Source organism: Saccharothrix australiensis (genome assembly GCF_003634935.1).
Classification (GTDB): domain Bacteria; phylum Actinomycetota; class Actinomycetes; order Mycobacteriales; family Pseudonocardiaceae; genus Actinosynnema; species Actinosynnema australiense.
In genome coordinates this window covers 2,159,216-2,177,359 of record NZ_RBXO01000001.1, presented here as the reverse complement: position 1 = coordinate 2,177,359, position 18,144 = coordinate 2,159,216, and the positions used below count along the sequence as shown (strand labels likewise).

At 73.7% G+C, this 18,144-nt stretch carries 15 protein-coding genes; 3 read left to right on the top strand and 12 right to left on the bottom strand.

The window, feature by feature from the left end; all coding sequences use genetic code 11:
* Positions 1–388 precede the first annotated feature (388 nt).
* From secA2 to C8E97_RS10300, 5 genes are all read right to left on the bottom strand, one after another.
* Positions 389–2,707, bottom strand: coding sequence for an accessory Sec system translocase SecA2 (gene secA2 / locus C8E97_RS10320; RefSeq protein WP_121003837.1), 2,319 nt, complete (start codon positions 2,705–2,707; stop codon positions 389–391).
* A 339-nt stretch (positions 2,708–3,046) separates the two neighbouring features.
* Positions 3,047–3,313 carry a hypothetical protein gene (locus C8E97_RS10315; RefSeq protein ID WP_121003835.1) on the bottom strand — a complete coding sequence of 89 codons (267 nt, stop codon included), beginning with the start codon at positions 3,311–3,313 and terminating at the stop codon, positions 3,047–3,049.
* 438 nt (positions 3,314–3,751) lie between these two features.
* Positions 3,752–5,602, bottom strand: a complete 1,851-nt coding sequence (locus tag C8E97_RS10310) for a helix-turn-helix domain-containing protein (RefSeq protein WP_121003833.1) — start codon at positions 5,600–5,602, stop codon at positions 3,752–3,754.
* 4 nt (positions 5,603–5,606) lie between these two features.
* Positions 5,607–6,941 (bottom strand): MFS transporter, encoded by a 1,335-nt coding sequence (locus tag C8E97_RS10305; protein ID WP_121003831.1) that lies wholly within the window; start codon positions 6,939–6,941, stop codon positions 5,607–5,609.
* A 62-nt stretch (positions 6,942–7,003) separates the two neighbouring features.
* Complete coding sequence (locus C8E97_RS10300) at positions 7,004–7,768, bottom strand: 3-hydroxybutyrate dehydrogenase (RefSeq protein ID WP_121003829.1); 765 nt, start codon at positions 7,766–7,768, stop codon at positions 7,004–7,006.
* Positions 7,769–7,964: 196 nt separating this feature from the next.
* Between C8E97_RS10300 and C8E97_RS34390 the strand changes: the two genes are divergently transcribed.
* Positions 7,965–8,126 (top strand): hypothetical protein, encoded by a 162-nt coding sequence (locus C8E97_RS34390; RefSeq protein ID WP_170211724.1) that lies wholly within the window; start codon positions 7,965–7,967, stop codon positions 8,124–8,126.
* 183 nt (positions 8,127–8,309) lie between these two features.
* Here the strand turns inward: C8E97_RS34390 and C8E97_RS10295 are convergent, their stop codons facing one another.
* From C8E97_RS10295 to C8E97_RS10270, 6 genes are all read right to left on the bottom strand, one after another.
* Entirely contained in the window at positions 8,310–9,326 is a 1,017-nt protein-coding gene (locus C8E97_RS10295) for an LCP family protein (RefSeq protein ID WP_211346959.1), read from the bottom strand.
* 78 nt (positions 9,327–9,404) lie between these two features.
* Positions 9,405–9,794, bottom strand: coding sequence for a DUF3037 domain-containing protein (locus C8E97_RS10290; RefSeq protein ID WP_121003827.1), 390 nt, complete (start codon positions 9,792–9,794; stop codon positions 9,405–9,407).
* A complete protein-coding gene (locus C8E97_RS10285; protein ID WP_121011245.1) occupies positions 9,778–10,581 on the bottom strand; it encodes a HipA family kinase in 804 nt (267 codons plus the stop codon). Before C8E97_RS10285 ends, C8E97_RS10290 begins: the two co-directional genes overlap by 17 nt.
* 117 nt (positions 10,582–10,698) lie before the next feature.
* Positions 10,699–11,424, bottom strand: coding sequence for an SGNH/GDSL hydrolase family protein (locus tag C8E97_RS10280; protein ID WP_246018788.1), 726 nt, complete (start codon positions 11,422–11,424; stop codon positions 10,699–10,701).
* Between the two features lie 55 nt (positions 11,425–11,479).
* Positions 11,480–12,529, bottom strand: coding sequence for a lactonase family protein (locus C8E97_RS10275; protein ID WP_246018787.1), 1,050 nt, complete (start codon positions 12,527–12,529; stop codon positions 11,480–11,482).
* A gap of 145 nt (positions 12,530–12,674) precedes the next feature.
* Complete coding sequence (locus tag C8E97_RS10270; RefSeq protein ID WP_121003821.1) at positions 12,675–13,544, bottom strand: PPK2 family polyphosphate kinase; 870 nt, start codon at positions 13,542–13,544, stop codon at positions 12,675–12,677.
* A 141-nt stretch (positions 13,545–13,685) separates the two neighbouring features.
* Between C8E97_RS10270 and rocD the strand changes: the two genes are divergently transcribed.
* Positions 13,686–14,903, top strand: coding sequence for an ornithine--oxo-acid transaminase (gene rocD, locus C8E97_RS10265; RefSeq protein ID WP_121003819.1), 1,218 nt, complete (start codon positions 13,686–13,688; stop codon positions 14,901–14,903).
* Positions 14,904–15,031: 128 nt separating this feature from the next.
* Positions 15,032–16,405, top strand: coding sequence for a DUF2252 domain-containing protein (locus tag C8E97_RS10260; protein WP_121003817.1), 1,374 nt, complete (start codon positions 15,032–15,034; stop codon positions 16,403–16,405).
* Positions 16,406–16,454: 49 nt separating this feature from the next.
* On the opposite strand, the gene C8E97_RS10255 is transcribed toward C8E97_RS10260, so the two are convergent.
* The gene (locus C8E97_RS10255; protein WP_121003815.1) at positions 16,455–18,074 is read right to left on the bottom strand and encodes an ABC-F family ATP-binding cassette domain-containing protein; all 1,620 of its coding nucleotides are present in this window, start codon (positions 18,072–18,074) and stop codon (positions 16,455–16,457) included.
* Positions 18,075–18,144: the final 70 nt, after the last annotated feature.

Below are 18,144 nucleotides of genomic sequence, written 5' to 3'. Positions count from 1 at the left end.
CCCAGCCCGTGCGGATCACCTCATCGTGGGACATGGCGAAGTGCCCGAACGTGTCACCGCCCTGCCGGAACAACCCACTGCGGCGGCCCGCCTCCAGCACCACGTGCAGGTGGTGGGGGTCGGTGACGAAGCGGACGAGTCGGGTCCACTGTGGACCGGCGTGCGACCCGCGCCCTCCGAGGGTGGGCCTCGGCCCTTGGCCCCGAGTGCGGGCAGCCTTCAGCTTGGCGTCTGCCCGCGCCCTGCCCGCTCTCCTCCCGCCGCGCCGCTCCTTACTCTCACGGCAACGAAATCCGCGCCGGAAAAGTGCCGCGAGATCCGCGATCTCCGTTCAGTTCGCCCGATCGAGCGATCAAGGGACCGTTCGATGGGCCACCAACGGCGGGGATCAGCGTCGGCGGACCAGCTTCACCAAGCCCTTGAAGGTCTCCTCCAACCCCGACGAGAAGGGGTTGTCGTTGACCAGGTAGGTCCACGTCGTGTTCGGCCGCTGCACGCCCGCCGCCGCCAGGTGCGCCCCCTCCTCGTCGATCTTCACCTTGGCGAACGTCTCCTCCGCCTCGTCCCACGCGTCGGGCACGATCTTGTGGTACGCCGGGATCGCCTCGCGGTGGAACTCGTCCAGCGGGTTCTGCCTCGCCAGCGCCCGCAGGTGGATGCCCTCGCGCAGGTCGGTCAGGAACGTCAGGTGGTCGCTCCACCGCTGGTCGAGGTGGTGCAGCGCGATCAGGCGCGCCGCCCTCACCTTGACCTCCGTCGGGATGTCGGACAGCTCCTCGGCGCGCTCCGGCCGGCGTCGGGACAGCTCCTCCCACGCCGCGTCGGTCAGCAGGAGCTTGTCGCGGTGCTCCAACATCAGGGTGCGCTGGTGCTCGATGAGCTTGTTGTACCGCCACGTGTTGCGGTGGATCTCCAGCTGCACGCCCTCGGCCACGCGCTGCGCGTGCTCGACCGTGTGCAGCGTCCCGGAGTCGGTGACGCGCCCGTCCTCGGCCACCTCGGTGGGCTCGTCGTGGTCCGGCACGTACTGCGCCACGAGGTCGTCCTGGAGCGACGAGAAGAACACCGAACCACCGGGGTCGCCCTGGCGGCCCGCCCGGCCGCGCAGCTGGTCGTCCAGGCGCGACGACGAGTGCCGCCCGGTGCCGATGACGTAGAGCCCGCCGAGTTCCGCGATCCGCTCGCGGTCGGTGGACTCGTGGCCGCCGAGGCGGATGTCGGTGCCTCGGCCCGCCATCTGGGTGGACACGGTGATGCGCTGGTACGACCCGGCGTCCGCGATGATGGCCGCTTCCTCCGCGTCGTTCTTCGCGTTGAGGACGACGCACTCCAGGCCCGCCTGGGCGAGCTTGCGGGACAGCCGCTCGGACTCGGCGACGTCGAGGGTGCCGACCAGGATGGGCCGCCCGGTCTCGTGGACCTTCTTGATCTCCTCGACGATGGCGGCTTCCTTCAGCTCCAGCGTGGTGTAGAGCCGGGGCGCCTCGTCCTCCCGGACGCACTCCACGTTGGCCGGGATGACGAGGACTTCCAGCTGGTAGAAGTCGCGCAGCTGCTCGGCCACCGCGACCGCCGTGCCGGTCATGCCGCACACCGTCGGGTAGCGGCTGAGCAGCGCCTGGACGGTGATGGAGTCGAGCACCTCGCCGGAGTCGGTGGTCTGCACGGCCTCCTTGGCCTCGACCGCCGCCTGGAGGCCGTCCGGCCAGCGCTGGAGCTTGGCGATGCGCCCGCGCGTGTCGTTGATCAGGTGCACCTTGCCGTCGCGGACGATGTAGTCGACGTCGCGGTGCAGCAGCACCTGCGCGTGCAGCGCCACGTTGACCTTGCTCAGCGTCGTGGACACGTGCTCGTCGGAGTACAGGTCGATGCCGCCGAGGGCGCGCTCGACCAGCTCCGAGCCCGCGCCGGTGAGGTAGACGTTGCGCTCCTCGTCGTCGACCTCGAAGTGCAGGTCGCGGCGGAGGCGCTTGACCAGGTCGGCCAGCGCCGGGTCGACGGCGGGGCCCGCGGTGGAGCCGGCCAGCACGAGCGGCACGCGCGCCTCGTCCACCAGGACCGAGTCGGCCTCGTCGACCAGGGCCACGCGCGGCGGCGGGACGATCCGGTCGGCCTCGTCCACGGCCAGCCGGTCGCGCAGCACGTCGAACCCGATCTCCGACACCGACGCGTAGGTGACCTCGGCCTCGTACGCGGCGCGGCGCTCCTCGGGCTTGCTGCTCTGGCTGAGCCAGCCGACGGACACGCCGAGCAGCTCGTACAGCGGGCCCATCCACTCGGCGTCGCGCTGGGCCAGGTAGTCGTTGACCGACACCACGTGGACCTGGTCGCCGCGCAGCGCGAACCCGGCGGCGGCGATGGCGCCCGACAGGGTCTTGCCCTCACCGGTGGCCATCTCGACCACGTGGCCCTCCAGCAGGCCGAGCGCGCCGAGGATCTGCACGTCGAACGGCCGCAGGCCGAGCGCCCGGTCGGCGGCCTCGCGGCCCAGGGCGCAGACCTCCACCAGTTCGGGTCGCCCGAACTCGGACTTCTCCCGGAGGGCGGCCGCCGCCGCGGTGAGTTCCGCGTCGCTGAGGGCGCCCACGCGGTCCGACTGCTCGTTCACCTCGGCGAGCAGCTTGCGGTACGGCGAGAGGTCGGCGGAGCCGGGCTTCTGCGCGAAGCGGCGCAGCTGCTGCTTGAACCGTCCCAGGAGAGTCGTCACGGCACGGCAACGTACGGCACGGGCCCAACGTTCCGCACGTCACCCGGTTGACTTTTCACGGTGGGGCGGAACCCGGTCCGGGCCGCCCGCCTGAGCCGGGGCGCCGACCGGCACCGGCGTTGACCAGCGCTGATGCCCTGGGGCGGTGGTTGACCTGCGACGACTCCGGCGGGAGCGGGGGTCGCGCGGGCGGCGGGGGTGCGCTGCGGGCTCACGCGGTCGGGTCACGCCGAAGCCCCGCGGCGGGGCGCGGGCGCGTGGCGGGGTGCCGTTCCCTGCGGAGTGGCGGCCGGCACCGGGCAGCGGTGGGCCGGGTGCGGGCCCGGCCCGCTCCGGGTGCTACAGGGCGGGCGCGCGCAGGGGTGCGTTCTCCACCGCGTCGGCCTGGCGGGGCAGTCTCGTGGTGCGGCCGAGTCGTGCCGCCACCGCCTGTTCGGTCAGCGCGCGGATCTCCGCCAGGATGTCCAGGTGCTCCTGGGAGGGGGGCGGCCCCACCAGGTTCGAGTGGTTGAACGCGGTGCGTTCGGCGCGGTGCGCCAGGTTCTGGATGCGTCGGATGAGGTCCGACTCCCGGTCGATGGGCTTAGAGCGCCGTTGCTCAGTCACCCCGGAAGCGTTCACCTCACGCCGGGTGAAGGTAAATCACCTGGGAGTGCGAACTTCGCTGGGTCAGGGCGGGTACCCCGGCCGGTCGGGGCCGAAACGCACCCATCGTGCGAACCCGCCGCGACCTGCGAGCGAGGTCCGGTGCCGGACCGGTGCCGACGCCCCCCGCGAGCGCCGCGGACGGTGCCCGCCGAGGCCGGCGCAGCCCCCGATCGACCGGTTGGCCGTGACCCATACCGGTGACGGCACGGGTTCCGGCCAACGGTGACCGGCTGTGGCTCAGGTAATCCCTGCGGGGGTAGCTCGACCCGGTCTCCGCCCTGTCGGTGGTCGCGCCGGCGCGAAGCGCGGCCGGAACGCCATCGGAACCGCCGGCCAGGAACCGCCGGCCGGGGCCCGCAGCCGAGGCCCCGGCCGAAGACCTGCGGCTGAGGACCGTCATCCCAGGACCTTCAGCAGCCGCAGCGCCAGGTGCACCTCCAGCGCGCGGTCCGGCGACTGCCAGTCGTCGCCGAGCAGGCCGGCCACGCGGTCCAGGCGCTGCACCACGGTGTTCACGTGGACGTGCAGCGCGTCCTTCGTCCGGCCCAGGTGCCGGCCGCACGCGAAGTACGCGGTGACCGTCCGCACCAGCTCGGTGCCCCGGCTCGCGTCGTAGTCCAGCAGCGGGCCGAGGGTGGCGCGCACGTACCCGCCGAGGTCGGCCCGGTCACCGAGCAGCACGCCGACGAAGCCCAGGTCCGCCAGGGTGCCGCCGGTGCCGCGCCGGTCGAGCAGCAGCAGCGCGCGCAGGCAGCGGACGGCTTCCGCGTGCGCGGCGGCGACCTCGCGCGGCCCGGCCGCGGGTCCGCCCGCGCCCACCGTCACCGGCGTGCCCGCCGCCTGGCCCAGCACCCGTGCCGCCTCCGCCGCCGCGCCCGCGAGGTCGTCGCCGGGCAACACCAGCACCACGTGCTCGCCGTGCGCGCCGGCCAGGCCGCGGCCGGTGGACGCGTGGTGCGCGGCGGCGGCGAGCAGCCGGTCGCGCGGGCCGTCGGCGACCAGCACCACGTGCCGCGCGGCCAGGTCCACCCCGATCCGGCGGGCGCGGGCGTGCAGCGCCACCGCGTCCGGGTCGGGCGTCGTGAGCAGGTCGGTGATCAGCTCGCCGCGCACCTTGTGCTCCGCCTCGGCGACCGTGCGGCGCAGCAGCAACAGCAGCGCGGTGACCACCGAGGCGCGTTCGAACAGCCTGCGGTCGGCGTCGGCGAGGTCGCGCCTGCCGGTCAGCGCGATGCTGCCGAGCAGCTCGGGGCCGGCGAGCACGGCGCACACCCAGGCGCCGTCCTGCGGGACGGCCCGGCCGCTCGCGCGCGACGCGGTGACCGCCGACCGGGGCGCGAGCGCTTGCGCCCCGCCTGTGCGGGCCAGTTCCGCGCCTTCGCGGTCGTGCACGACGATCCCGCCGCCGAGCACCTCCGCCACCGCCGCCGCGACCTCGGGCACGTCCGCGCCGCGCAGCACCAGGTCGGTGAGCCGGTCGTGCGCGTCCTCGGCGCGGCGCATGGCCTCGTTGTGCGCGCGGATCGTCTCGCCCGCCGCGCGGGTCTCCTCCAGCAGGTGGGCGGTGTCGAGCGCGATCGCCGCGTGGTCGGCCAGCGACGACAGCAGCGCCACCTCGTCGGGCGGGAAGCGGCGGGGCGAGCGGTTCGCCGCGTACAGCACGCCGATGACGCGCCTGCCCAGCTTCAGCGGCACGCCGAGGATGGCGACCAGGCCCTCGTCGCGGACGGCGGAGTCGATGGCCGGGGTGTGGTGGAACCGGTCGTCGGCGGCGTAGTCGGCCGTCACGTAGGGCTGGGCGGTCTGCGCGACCAACCCGCCCAGCCCCTCGCCCAGGCCGAGCCGGAGCCGCTGGAACTCCAGCGAGACCGAACCGTCGGTGACCCTCATGTAGGTGCCGCGCTCGTCGGGCTGGTTCATGCTCAGGTACGCGGTGTCCGCGCCGAGCAGCAGCCGGGCGCGGCGCACGATGGACCGCAGGACGCCGTCCGGGTCGCGCACGCCCGCGAGGTCGCTCGCCGTGTCGAACAGGGCCTCCAGCTCGGCTTCCCGGCGGCGGTGCGCGGTGAGGGTGCGGCGGATGCGCAGCGCCCGCTCGGTGGCGCGGCCGAGCCGGTCCAGGTCCCCGCCGCCGACGCCCGCCGCGCGCGCCGCGGGGAGCACCCGCGCGAGCCGCTCGCTGCTCGCGTCGGCCGCGAGCAGGTCCAGCAGCTCCAGCAGGTGCTCCGCCGCGTCGGCCTCGGTCATGGCGTCATGCTGACACCGCGGTGTGCTCGCCGTCGGCCCGGTCCAGCGAGCTGCCCCTGGTCTCGCGGGCGGCGAGGACCGCGACGACCGTCAGCACGCACATCGCGACCACGTACAGCACGATCGGGAACGGGCCGCCGAAGTCCCGCAGCAGCGCGGTCGCGACGATCGGGGCCAGCGCGCCCGCCGCGATCGACGCGAGCTGGTAGCCGATGGACGCGCCCGAGTAGCGGACCTCCGTGCCGAACAGCTCCGCGAAGAACGCCGCCTGCGGACCGTACATCGCGCCGTGCAGCACCAGGCCGACGGTGACGGCCAGCGTGATCGCGCCGAACGACCTGGTGTCCAGCAGCAGGAAGAACGGGTACATCCACGCGCCCATGCCGACCGCGCCGAGCACGTAGGTGGCGCGGCGGCCGATGCGGTCCGAGAGCGCGCCCCACAGGGGGATCGCGAGCAGGTGCGCGGCCGACGCGATGAGCACCGCGTTGAGCCCGGTGGAGCGGGGCAGGCCGAGCGACGTCGAGAGGTAGACCAGGATGAACGCGGTGATCACGTAGTAGGACACGTTCTCCGCCATGCGGGCGCCCATCGCGATCAGCACCTCGCGCCAGTGGTCGCGCAGCACGGCCACGACCGGCGGCTTCCGCCTGACCTGGGCTGCTGCCTCCGCCTTCGCCCGCGCCGCGAGGAAGATCGGCGACTCCGACACGCTCAGCCGGACCCACAGGCCCACCACCACGAGCACGCCGGACAGCAGGAACGGCACCCGCCAGCCCCACGACAGGAACGCCGCCTCGCTCTGCGCCGACGCCAGCACCGCCAGCACCGCGGTCGCCAGCAGGTTGCCCATCGGCGCGCCCGCCTGCGGCCACGACGCCCAGAACCCGCGCCGGGCCGCGGTGCCGTGCTCGGAGACGATGAGCACCGCGCCGCCCCACTCGCCGCCCAGCGCGAACCCCTGCACCAGGCGCAGGAACGTCAGCAGCAGCGGCGCGGCGACGCCGATCGCGGCGTGGGTGGGCAGCAGCCCCATCGCGAACGTCGCGCCGCCCATCAGGAGCAGGCTGAGCACCAACAGCTTCTTGCGGCCCAGCTTGTCGCCGTAGTGGCCGAACACCAGGCCGCCGAGCGGGCGGGCGAGGAAGCCGATGGCGTAGGTGAGGAACGCGAGCAGCGTGCCGGTGAGCGGGTCCGAGTCGGGGAAGAACAGCTTGTTGAACACCAGCGCGGCGGCCGAGCCGTAGAGGAAGAAGTCGTACCACTCCACGGTGGTGCCGACGAGGCCGGCTACGACGACCTTGGTGAAGCTCTGCCGGGGCGCAGCGGCGTTGGTCATGGCGGGTCACCACTTCATCGGGGACGTGTTGCGGGGCAGGGGTTCTCGGCGACGGGACCGGCCTACTGGGCGGTCCAGCCGCCGTCGATCGGCAACGTGGACCCGGTGACGTGGCGCGCCTGGTCGCCGCACAGCCAGCGGACCAGTTCGGCGACCTCGTGCGGTTCCACCAGTCGCTTGACGGCGTGCCGGGCGAGCAGGACGTCGGTGAGCACGCGCCGCGGGTCGATGCCGTGCGCCCGCGCCTGGTCCTCGATCTGGTTCTCCACCAACGGGGTGCGGACGTAGCCGGGGCTGACGCAGTTGCTGGTGACGCCGTGCTCCGCGCCTTCCAGCGCGATGACCTTGCTCAGCCCTTCGAGCCCGTGCTTGGCCGCGACGTAGGCGGACTTGAAGGCGCTCGCGCGCGTGCCGTGCACGCTGGAGATGTTGACGACCCGGCCCCACCCCCGCCCGTACATGTGCGGCAGGACGTGCCGGGCGAGCCGGAACGGCGCGGTGACCATGACCCGTTGGAGGAGTTCGAACTTCTCCGGCGGGAACTCGTGCACCGGGGCGACGTGCTGGAGGCCGGCGTTGTTGACGAGGATGTCGACGGCGGCGGGCAGCGAGGTCGCGGCGTCGTCCCGCGCGAGGTCCACGACGTGGGCCGTGCCGCCGACGTCGTCGGCCGCCGCCAGGACCGCCTCGGCGCGGTCGACCAGGTGGACGCGGGCGCCCGCGGCGGCCAGCGCCGCGGCGCACGCCCGCCCGATGCCGCTGCCCGCCCCGGTGACCAGGGCGGTGCGACCGGCCAGCTCGCCGCTGTGACCGGGGACACTGTTCATGGCCGTTCACGCTAGGGCGGGAGCCGGGTCACCGCCCATGTCGGCGCGCTACACAACCTGCGGGTTCGCGATGTGTTTAGCCAACAGTTAGCAACCCACGCCGGCAATCCGCCAATACCGAGTGAAGTGGACTGCGGATCGTGAGTAGGCTGCTTTGGCCCGATCGGGGGACGAACCAGACTGTGGGGGTTACCAAGTGTCACTCACGCCGATCTACGACGACCTGCTGCGCGAGTTCGAAGGCATCATCGAGGCCAGCGCCGACATCGAGGCCGGGGACATCGAGGCCCACGACGCCAGGACCGGGGACCTGAGGGCCCACGACGCCGGGGCCGCGCCCGCCGAGACCGGGGACTGACCCGGGGGCCGGCGACGGCGGCGTGCGTGGGCTCGGTCGGGGGGAGCCCACCCGCGAACGCGTCGACGACGGCCTTCGCGCGGCCCGCCGCGCGCCCGTCGAGCCACCCGCCGCGCGCCACGTCGGTGGAGGCCGGTCGCGCGCGCTGCCCGGACGTGCCGGGCAGCACACCGCCGAGGACCGCTACTTCGGCTGCGCCAACAGGTCCGACGGCACCGGCTCGTCCTTCTCCAGCGCGCCGAACAGGCGCAGGGCGTTGGCGCGGTCCCACTGCACGACCGAGCCCGCGCCCGCCACGGTGGGCGTGCCGCCCACCGGCACCGTCACGTTGTCGACACCGCCGCCCATGCCGAACGCCATGCCGGCCAGGTTGTGCAGGTGGTCGTCGTCGTCCACGGAGATCGAGTCGGTCGCCGCGAACAGCAGCGGGAACGCGCGGAACGGGTTGATCAGCGTGCCGACGCTGGTCGCCCGGTCGGACAGCGCCGACAGGAACTCCCGCTGGTTCTGCACGCGCTGGAGGTCGGCCGACGCGAACGCCCGCGTGCGGACGAAGCCGAGCGCCTGCGCGCCGTCCAGCTCCTGGGGGCACCCCGGCTGGAGGTCCAGGCCCGCGAGCGGGTCGTTCATGGGCTCCTTGATGCACATGTCGACGCCGCCCACGGCGTCCACGATGCCCGCGAAGCCGCCGAACCCGATCTCCATGTAGTGGTCGATCCGCAGGCCCGTCGCGCCCTCGACGGTCTGCACCAGCAGCGGCGCGCCGCCGAACGCGAACGCCGCGTTGATCTTGTTCTTGCCGTTGCCCGGAATGTCGACGTAGGAGTCGCGCGGCACGCTCACCAGGGTCGACTTCCCGGAGCCGTCCGGGATGTGCAGGATCATGATGGTGTCCGTGCGGCGACCGCCCGCGTCACCGGTGGCCAGCGCGGCCTTCTGCTCCTCGGACAGGTCGTCCCGCGCGTCCGACCCGACCAGCAGCCAGTTCGTGCCCGGCGTGTCCGCCGGGCGGCCCTGGTAGTCCGGCAGCGCGTCGATGCGGCGCAGCGACGAGTCGACGTAGATCCACAGGGCGATCGCGAACGCCAGCAGCAGCACGAGGACGACCGCGATGATCCGGCCGATCCTGGGCTTGCGGCGCCCTGGCGCCGGCCGGTGGCCGCCCCGCTGTTGGTAACCCTGGTGGTAGCCGGCGCTCATGTCCGCGACCCCGATCCCGTCTTGTTGGCCTGCTGCTCGCACACATAAGGACGCGGTGTGCGACGAGAGGTTGCCAGACTAGTGCTCGGGCGGCAGCACGAGCGTCCGCAGGAGGTGGTCCAGGGACGCCTCCGGGTCGTCGGTCAGGCCGGTGTGCGCGGGCGAGGTCTGGATGATGGTGCTGCGCGGCGCGGTCAGCCAGCGGAACCGCTTGCCGGGCGGCGTCCTGGACACCGGCCCGGCCTGCGGGTCGCCGTCGCAGGACACCCCGAGGTGCGCCAGGTTCGCCGCCAGCAGGTCGACGTCGACGAACGGGTCCAGCGCGCGCAGGCGCCGCTCGTCGACGTGCACGCGGGCGCCGAGGAAGTCCAGCGGCGCGCAGTAGACGAGCACCCCGACGTTGACGAACTCGCCCCGTTCCTGCCTGGGCACCGCGCGCAGCAGCGCGTACTCAAACACGTGCGGCACGGGTCTCCTCCAGTGCGTCGACCCAGGCGCGCGGCCGGGCGAGACGGGTCGCGAAGAACTGCTCGTAGGCCGCGCGGACCCGGTCCGGTGTGTCGAAGGACTCGTCACGGGCGAGCCACTCGTCGGGCACCAGCGCCAGGATCCCGCGCACCCGCTCCGGGGTCACCAGGGCGGACAGCTCGGCGTCCACGTCGGCCAGCGGGCCCGCGAACGGCAGCATCAGGTGGTCGGCCGCGTCGAACCGGTAGGTCGGGGCCGGGAAGCGGTCGGGCCGCCAGGAGTGGTGGAAGTACAGCGACGCGCCGTGGTCGATCAGCCACAGCTCGCGGTGCCACAGCAGGGTGTTGGGGTTGCGCCAGCTGCGGTCCACGTTGAGCGTGAGCGCGTCCAGCCACAGCAGGCGAGCCGCGGTCTCCGGCGACGGCGGGCGCACCGCGGGGTTGTAGTCGAACGAGCCGGGCAGGTAGTCCAGGCCCAGGTTGACGCCGCCGCTGGCGCGCAGCAGCTCCTGCACCTCCTGGTCGGGCTCGGACCGCGCCAGCTCCGGGTCGAGGTCGACCAGGACGATCTCCGGCACCCGGAAGCCCAGCGCGCGGGCCAGCTCGCCGACCACGATCTCGGCGACCAGCGCCTTGACGCCCTGGCCCGCGCCCCGGAACTTCAGGACGTACATGCCGAGGTCGTCGGCCTCCACCAGGCCCGGCAGGGAGCCACCCTCCCGGAAGGGCGTGACGTAGCGGGTGGCCGCGACCGCGCGCAGCCCGTTCGTGGGTTTCACGCCGGGCATCATCGCCGGTCGCGGCCGGTCGCCGTCAACGGGTTGCCCGCCGGCCCTCGCGCGGCGGCCGGCGGGGTCGCGCGGGTCACCACCGACGGGCCGCTCGCGGGCCGCGGTGGTGCTCCGTCACGCGGTCGCCCGCGTGAGCGCCTTCAGGTAGCCGTGGCGGTGGCCGGCGGCGTTCGGGTGGAAGGAGTCGCCGACCGGGAACGTCAGGTCGTGGATCCACGGGTCGTCGGAGCACACGCCGTGCCCCTCGAACTCGTCCCGGACGTCGGCGTAGGCGAACCCGGCCGCCTCGGCGCGGTCCCGCAGGACCTCCGAGATCCGGTCGGAGGCCCCGTTCAGCGCCTCCCGCCTGGCTTTGCTCATCCCGCACCGGCCGTCGGTGTCGAACAGGTGCGGGTAGCCCAGCACGACCACCCGCGCGGACGTCCGCTCGCGCACCGACCGGTACAGGGCGTCGAGGCGCCGGGGCAACTCGTCCTCGATGAACTCCTCGGCGGTGTCGACCCGGCGGAGGCACTTCTCCTCACTCCGCAGCACGCACGTGGTCAGCACGTCGCTGAAGCCGGCGTCGTTGCCGCCCACCGTCACCGTGACCAGCGAGGTCTCCCCCGTGATCCGCTCCGCCTGCCGCGCCACGTCGCCGGTGGTCGCCCCGGAACAGGCCGCGAACTCCAGCTCCAGGCGGTGCGTCGCGGCGTACAGCTCGGGGTAGGCGTTGCGATCCCGTCCGCACGACGCCCGGTCCGCGCCGACGCCCGCCGCGTACGAGTCGCCCAGTGCGACGTACTCGGGCGCGGCGGGCGCGGGCGCCGGGGTCAGGGCCGCCACCAACAGTGCTGCCATCAGGTTCATGCAGCACAGTTACCACTGTGGACGGTGGGACGCCCGGAAAGTGCCCCTATAGAGCGACGCACACGGGGATCGGCGCGGGGAACGTGCTCGTGTGCTTGAGCTTCCCGGTCGCCTGGTCCACCGCGAACGTGGTCACCGTGTTCGAGTTCTGGTTGGACGCGAACAGCAGCTTCCCGGTGGGGTCGAGGGTGATGTGCCGGGGGAAGTCGCCGCCCACCGGCACCGCCTCCAGCAGCCGCAGCGCCGCGCCGTCCTCCTCCACCGCGAACACCGCCACGCTGTCGTGGCCCCGGTTGGACAGGTAGACGAACCGGCCGTCCGCCGACACCACGACCTCGGCCGGGTAGTTGCGCGGCGTGGTGGGCGCGCCGGCGGGCAGCGTGCCGTACTTGCGGCCGGGCGTGAGCGCGCCGCGCGCGTAGGCCGCGACCACGATCGTGGAGTCCAGCTCGTTCGCGATGTAGGCGAATCGCCCGGACGGGTGGAACGCGAGGTGGCGCGGCCCCGCGCCGGGGTGCAGCCGGGCCGCCGAGACGCGGGTCAGCCGGCCGCCGTCGAGCCGGTAGCCGAACACGGCGTCCGCGCCGAGGTCCACGGCGAGCACGAACTCACCCGCCGGGTCGACCACGACCTGGTGCGCGTGCGGGCCCTCCTGCCGGTCCGGGTCCGGGCCGGAGCCCTGGTGCCGCACCAGGTCCGTGCGCGCGCCGAGGCCGCCGTCGGCGCGCACGGGGTGCACCGACACGCTGCCCGAGCTGTAGTTCGCGGCCAGCACGTGCCCGCGGTGCAGCACGAGGTGGCACGGGTCGGCTCCCCCGGTGCTCTGCGTGTTGATCACCTTCGGCACGCCGTCCGCGCCCACGTCCAGCGCCGTGACGGTGCCCCGCGACTGCTCGTTGACCGCGTAGACCCGCCGGCCCGCGCTGATCACGAACGACGGGTTGGGCACGCCCTTCACCACGCCGGTCGACCGCAGCCGGCCGGTGGCGGCGTCGTAGGAGGCCAGCCCGATGCCGGCGCCACCGCCCGCCCAGGTGGTGTAGGTGCCCAGATAGACGCGGACCTCCGCGCGTGCCTCGGCGACACCTTCGGTCATCAGCAACCCCGCTCCAACGCCCACGGCCCCCAGGAACCGTCGCCTGTCCACTGTCACGCCAGACCTCCGCTCCACCGAGCCCGCAGCGATTCCCACAGTGGACTAGACCACTCCGGCAGGGCAATAGGTGCAATGAAGATTGCGTCTAGTGCAACGGGTCGGCCTCCTGGAGACGAGCCAATTCGACCAGGGGATCGTACGAGGGCTCGGGGTACCGCGGGGCCAGCTCCTGCAACGTCTCGAGGAGCACGTTGGCGACCGCCCAGTTGCGGTACCACTTGCGGTCCGCCGGGATCGCGAACCAGGGCGCGGCCTGCGTCGAGCACTTCACCAGGGCGTCCTGGTAGGCCGCCGAGTACTGGGAGAACTTCGCCCGCGCGGCCAGGTCGGCGGGGTCGTACTTCCACCGCTTGGCCGGGTTCTCCAGGCGCGCGACCAGGCGCTGCCGCTGCCGCTCCGGCGAGATGTGCAGGAAGCACTTGACGACCGTCACCCCGCTCTCGGCCAGCTCCGCCTCGAACTCGTTGATCAACCGGTAGCGGCGGCGCCACTCGGCGGCGGGCACCAGGCGGTCCACCCGCGCGACCAGCACGTCCTCGTAGTGGGAACGGTCGAACACGCCGATCCGGCCCGGCTCCGGCAGCCTGCGCCGGACGCGCCACAGGAAGTCGTGCCGCAGCTCGGCGCGGGTCGGCTTCTTGAACGACGCGACGTGCAGGCCCTGCGGGTTCAGCGGGCCCGCGACGTGCCGGATCGTGCCGCCCTTGCCCGAGGTGTCGACGCCCTGGAGCACCAGCAGCACGCTCCGCCGCCCGCCGCCCGCGCCCTCGGCGTAGAGGGCCTCCTGGAGCCGGTCGAGCCGCGCGCCGACCTCGACCGCGTCCCGCGCGGCGGCCGACTTCGACCTCGGCCCCACGGGCGTGGCGGCGGGGTCGAGCGCGGTGACGTCGAACGTGCCCGGCACGACGCGGAAGGCGTCGCGGACCGACGGGGACCGCGCGGACTTCTTCGCCATCGTCGGACTCTAACCGCGGGATCTTCACCCTGCCGGGTGCACAACAGATCGCCGGGTTACCCACGATCTGCGCAACGAACATGCCGGATGCGCAACACCTCACGGATGAAATCGCCGGGTCGGGCCCCTTAGCCTGGTGACATGACCGCCACCGCCGCGCCCACCACGGAGCAGTTCGTCGCGCTCGACGAGCAGTGGAGCACGCACAACTACCACCCGCTGCCGGTCGTGATCTCCCACGGCGAGGGCGCGTGGGTGACCGACGTCGAGGGCCGCCGCTACCTGGACTTCCTGTCCGGCTACTCCTCGCTCAACTTCGGGCACCGCCACCCCGACCTCGTGGCCGCCGCCGCGGCCCAGCTCGGCCGCGTCACGCTGACCAGCCGCGCGTTCCACCACGACCAGTTCGGCCCGTTCTGCCGGGAGCTGGCCGAGCTGACCGGCACCGAGATGGTGCTCGCGATGAACTCCGGCGCCGAGGCCGTCGAATCGGCGATCAAGGTCGCCCGCAAGTGGGCCTACCGGGTCAAGGGCGTGCCCGAGGGCACCGCGGAGATCGTGGTCGCCGGCGCGAACTTCCACGGCCGCACCACCACGATCGTGTCGTTCTCCACCGACGAGACCGCCCGCGCCGACTTCGGCCCGTTCACACCCGGGTTCCGCGTGGTCCGGTACGGCGACCTGGCCGCGGTGCGCGACGCGATCACCGACCGCACCGCCGCCGTGCTGATCGAGCCCGTCCAGGGCGAGGCGGGCGTCGTCGTGCCGCCCGCCGGCTACCTCGCGGGCGTGCGGGCGCTGTGCGACGAGCACGACGTCCTGCTGATCGCCGACGAGATCCAGTCCGGGCTCGGCCGCACCGGCGACCTGCTGGCGCTGGACCACGAGGGCGTGCGGGCCGACCTGTACACCCTGGGCAAGGCCCTGGGCGGCGGCATCGTGCCGGTCTCGGCGGTCGTGGGCAGCCGGGCCGTGCTGGGCGTGCTGCGACCCGGCGAGCACGGGTCGACCTTCGGCGGCAACCCGCTGGCGTGCGCGGTCGGCCGGGCCGTGGTGCGCCTGCTGTCGACCGGCGAGTACCAGCGGCGGTCCCGCGAGCTGGGCGCACGCCTGCACGCCCGGCTCGGCGAGTTCGTCGGGCGCGGGGTGGCCGAGGTGCGCGGGCGCGGGCTGTGGGCGGGCGTGGAGATCGCGCCGGGCGGTCCGCGCGGCCGGGAGGCGTCCGAGGCGCTGGCCCGGCTCGGCGTGCTGTGCAAGGAGACCCAGGACTCGACGCTGCGCGTCGCGCCGCCGCTGGTGATCACCGAGGCCGAACTGGACCGGGGCGTCGACGCCATCGCGCGCGTGCTCGCCCGGTAGACCGTCCGCGACCGCTCGGGCACGGTCGGCACCCGGCCGTGCCCGAATTGCGCGAACAGCCCGATTCCGCAGGTCAGCGGCTCGTGGCGGGAACGTATCCGGGGCGCCGACCGGGCATCATTCCCCGTATGGGTGAACACAGGCGGGCCGAGGCGGCCGTCGCGCTGGGCCGGTGGACGGAGCCGGAGGAGGTCCTGGCGCGGGGGCGCGCGCTGCGGGACGCGGTGCCGCACGACGCGCACCGGCGCATGGCGCTCGCGGCCGACCGCCCCTCCGTCGCGGACTTCATCGAGGCGTCCAACCAGGGGCGGCTGCCCGACCTGGCGCCGCTGCGGGTCGGGCGGATGCTCGCCTCGCCGTTCTCGTTCTTCCGGGGCGGCGCGGGGCTGATGGCGGGCGACCTCGCCGCCGGTCCGCGCAGCGGGCTGGACGCCCAGCTGTGCGGTGACGCGCACGCCGCGAACTTCGGCCTCTACGGCACGCCCGAGGGCCGGATCGTCATGGACATCAACGACTTCGACGAGACGCTGCCCGGCCCGTGGGAGTGGGACCTCAAGCGGCTGGCCACGTCGCTGGTGCTCGCGGGCCGCGAGGGCGGCGTGTCGGAGCGGGGCTGCCGGGACGCGGCGTCGGACGCCGTGCGCGCCTACCGGGGCGCGGCGCGGCACCTGGCCGAGCTGCCGTTCCTGGAGTCGTGGAGCGCCCTGGGCGACGAGTCGGTGCTGTCCAAGTCGAAGGCCGACGACCTGCTCGACGAGTTCAGCAAGGCCGCGTCCAAGGCGCGCAAGAACACCAGCGCGAAGGTGGCGGCGAAGTGGACCCGCCGGGACGGCGAGCACTGGCGGTTCATCGAGGACCCGCCCGTCCTGACGCGCATCCCCGACGCCGAGGCGCGGGCCGTGGTCGACGCGCTGCCGTCCTACGTGGACACGCTGCGGGAGTCCCGCTACAACCTCATCATGCGCTACGGCGTGTCCGACGTGGCGTTCCGGGTGGTCGGCACGGGCAGCGTCGGGCTGCGCAACTACCTGATCCTGTTGCACGGCAACGGGAAGGAGGCGCTGGTGCTCCAGGCGAAGGAGGCCAGGCGGTCGGCGCTCGCGCCGTTCCTGGACGTGCCGGAGGCCAAGCACGAGGGCAAGCGGGTCGTGCACGGCGCGCGGCTCGTGCAGGCCGAGACCGACATCCTGCTGGGGTGGACGACCATCGGGGGCAGGCACTTCATCGTGCGGCAGTTCCGCAACCGCAAGGGCGGCATCGACGCGACCACGCTCAAGCGCGACGACCTCGACGACTACGGCCGGTTCGCGGGCGCGCTGCTGGCGCGGGCGCACTCGCGGTCGGTCGACCCCCGGCTGCTGGCCGGGTACTGCGCGGACGGCGAGGGCCTGGACGAGGCGTTCACCCGATACGCGGTCGACTACGCGGACCGGACCACCGCCGACCACGAGGAACTGGTCGCGGCCGTCCGGTCCGGCCGCCTGCCCGCGCACGTCGGGTGAGCACGCCGGTGGACCGCGCCCGTCGGGCCGGGGCGGTCCACCGGCGGCCTCAGCGGGCGCGCCGCACCCGCTGCTCGTCCCACACCGGCTCGTCCACCTCCACCACTTCGCCGTCCGACCGGAACAGCAGGAACCGGTCGAACGTCCGGGCGAACCAGCGGTCGTGCGTCACCGCCACGACCGTGCCGGTGAACCCGGCCAGCGCGTCCTGCAACGCCTCCGCCGAGGTCAGGTCCAGGTTGTCGGTCGGCTCGTCGAGCAGCAGCAGCGTCGCGCCGGACAGCTCCAGCAGCAGCACCTGGAACCTCGCCTGCTGCCCGCCGGACAGCGACTCGAACCGCTGGTCGCCGCCGCGCGCCAGGCCGTACCGGTCGAGCGCCGCCATCGCCGCGCCCCGGTCCCGGCCCGCCCGGCCGTCGTCGCCGTGCCACAGGATGTCCACCAGCGTCCGCCCGATCCACTCCGGGTGCTGGTGGGTCTGCGCGAACAGGCCGGGCACGACCCGCGCGCCCAGCTTCCACGAGCCGGTGTGCGCGACCTCGTCGCCGGCGAGCAGCCGCAGGAAGTGGCTCTTGCCCGACCCGTTCGAGCCGAGCACCGCGACCCGGTCCTCGAAGAAGACCTCCACGTCGAACGGCTTCATCAGGCCGGTCAGCTCCAGGCCGGCGCAGGTGATGGCCCGCACCCCGGTCCGCCCGCCGCGCAGGCGGGGCGCGACCTTCTCGTCGGTCGGCAGCTCCGGCGGCGGCCCGGCCTCCTCGTACCGCTCCAGCCTGGCCCGCTGCACCCGGTACTTCTGGGCCATCGCCTCGGAGATCCTGGCCTGGACCTGGAGCGTGCGCACCAGCTCCTTGAGCCGCTGGTGCTCCTCCTCCCACCGGCGGTGCAGCTCGGCCAGCCGCTCGATGCGTGCGGCGCGCGCGGCGTGCCAGGTGCCGAACGAGCCGCTGTGCGTCCACGCCGAGTGGGCCTCGACCGTCACGACGTGCGTGGCGGCCACGTCGAGCAGCTCCCGGTCGTGGCTGACCAGCAGCACGGCCTTCCCGGTCTCCGCGAGCTTCCCCTCCAGCCAGCGCTTGCCCGGCACGTCCAGGTAGTTGTCCGGCTCGTCCAGCAGCAGCACCTGCTCCGGGCCGCGCAGCAGCGCCTCCAGCACCAGCCGCTTCTGCTCGCCGCCCGACAGCGTGCGCACCTCGCGGAACCGGGCCCGGTCGAACGGCACGCCCAGCGCCGCCACCGTCACCGTGTCCCACAGCACCTCGGCGTCGTAGCCACCGGCCTCGCCCCAGGCGGCCAGGGCGTCGGCGTAGCGCAGCTGGGTCGGCTCGTCGTCGGCCTCCATCAGCGCCAGCTCGGCGGCGTCCAGCTCCAGCGCCGCGTCCCGCAGCGGCTTCGGCGACGCCGCGAGCAGCAGGTCGCGCACCGTGCTCACGTCCCGCACCGAGCCGACGAACTGGGGCATCACGCCCAGCCCGCCCTGGACCCGCACGCTGCCCGCGGCGGGCGCCAGCTCACCGGACAGGATGCGCAGCAGGGTCGTCTTGCCCACGCCGTTGGCGCCGACCAGCGCGACCACGGAGCCCGACCCGACCTTGAACGACACGTCGCGGAACAGCTCGCGCCCGTCCGGCAGGCGGAAGGCGAGGCCGTTCGCGTCCAGGAATCCCACGGGTGCATGGTCGCCCGGACCCGCGCCGGGAAGCCACCGGGTTTCGCGCGGGAGCGCAGGGCGGTCCGGG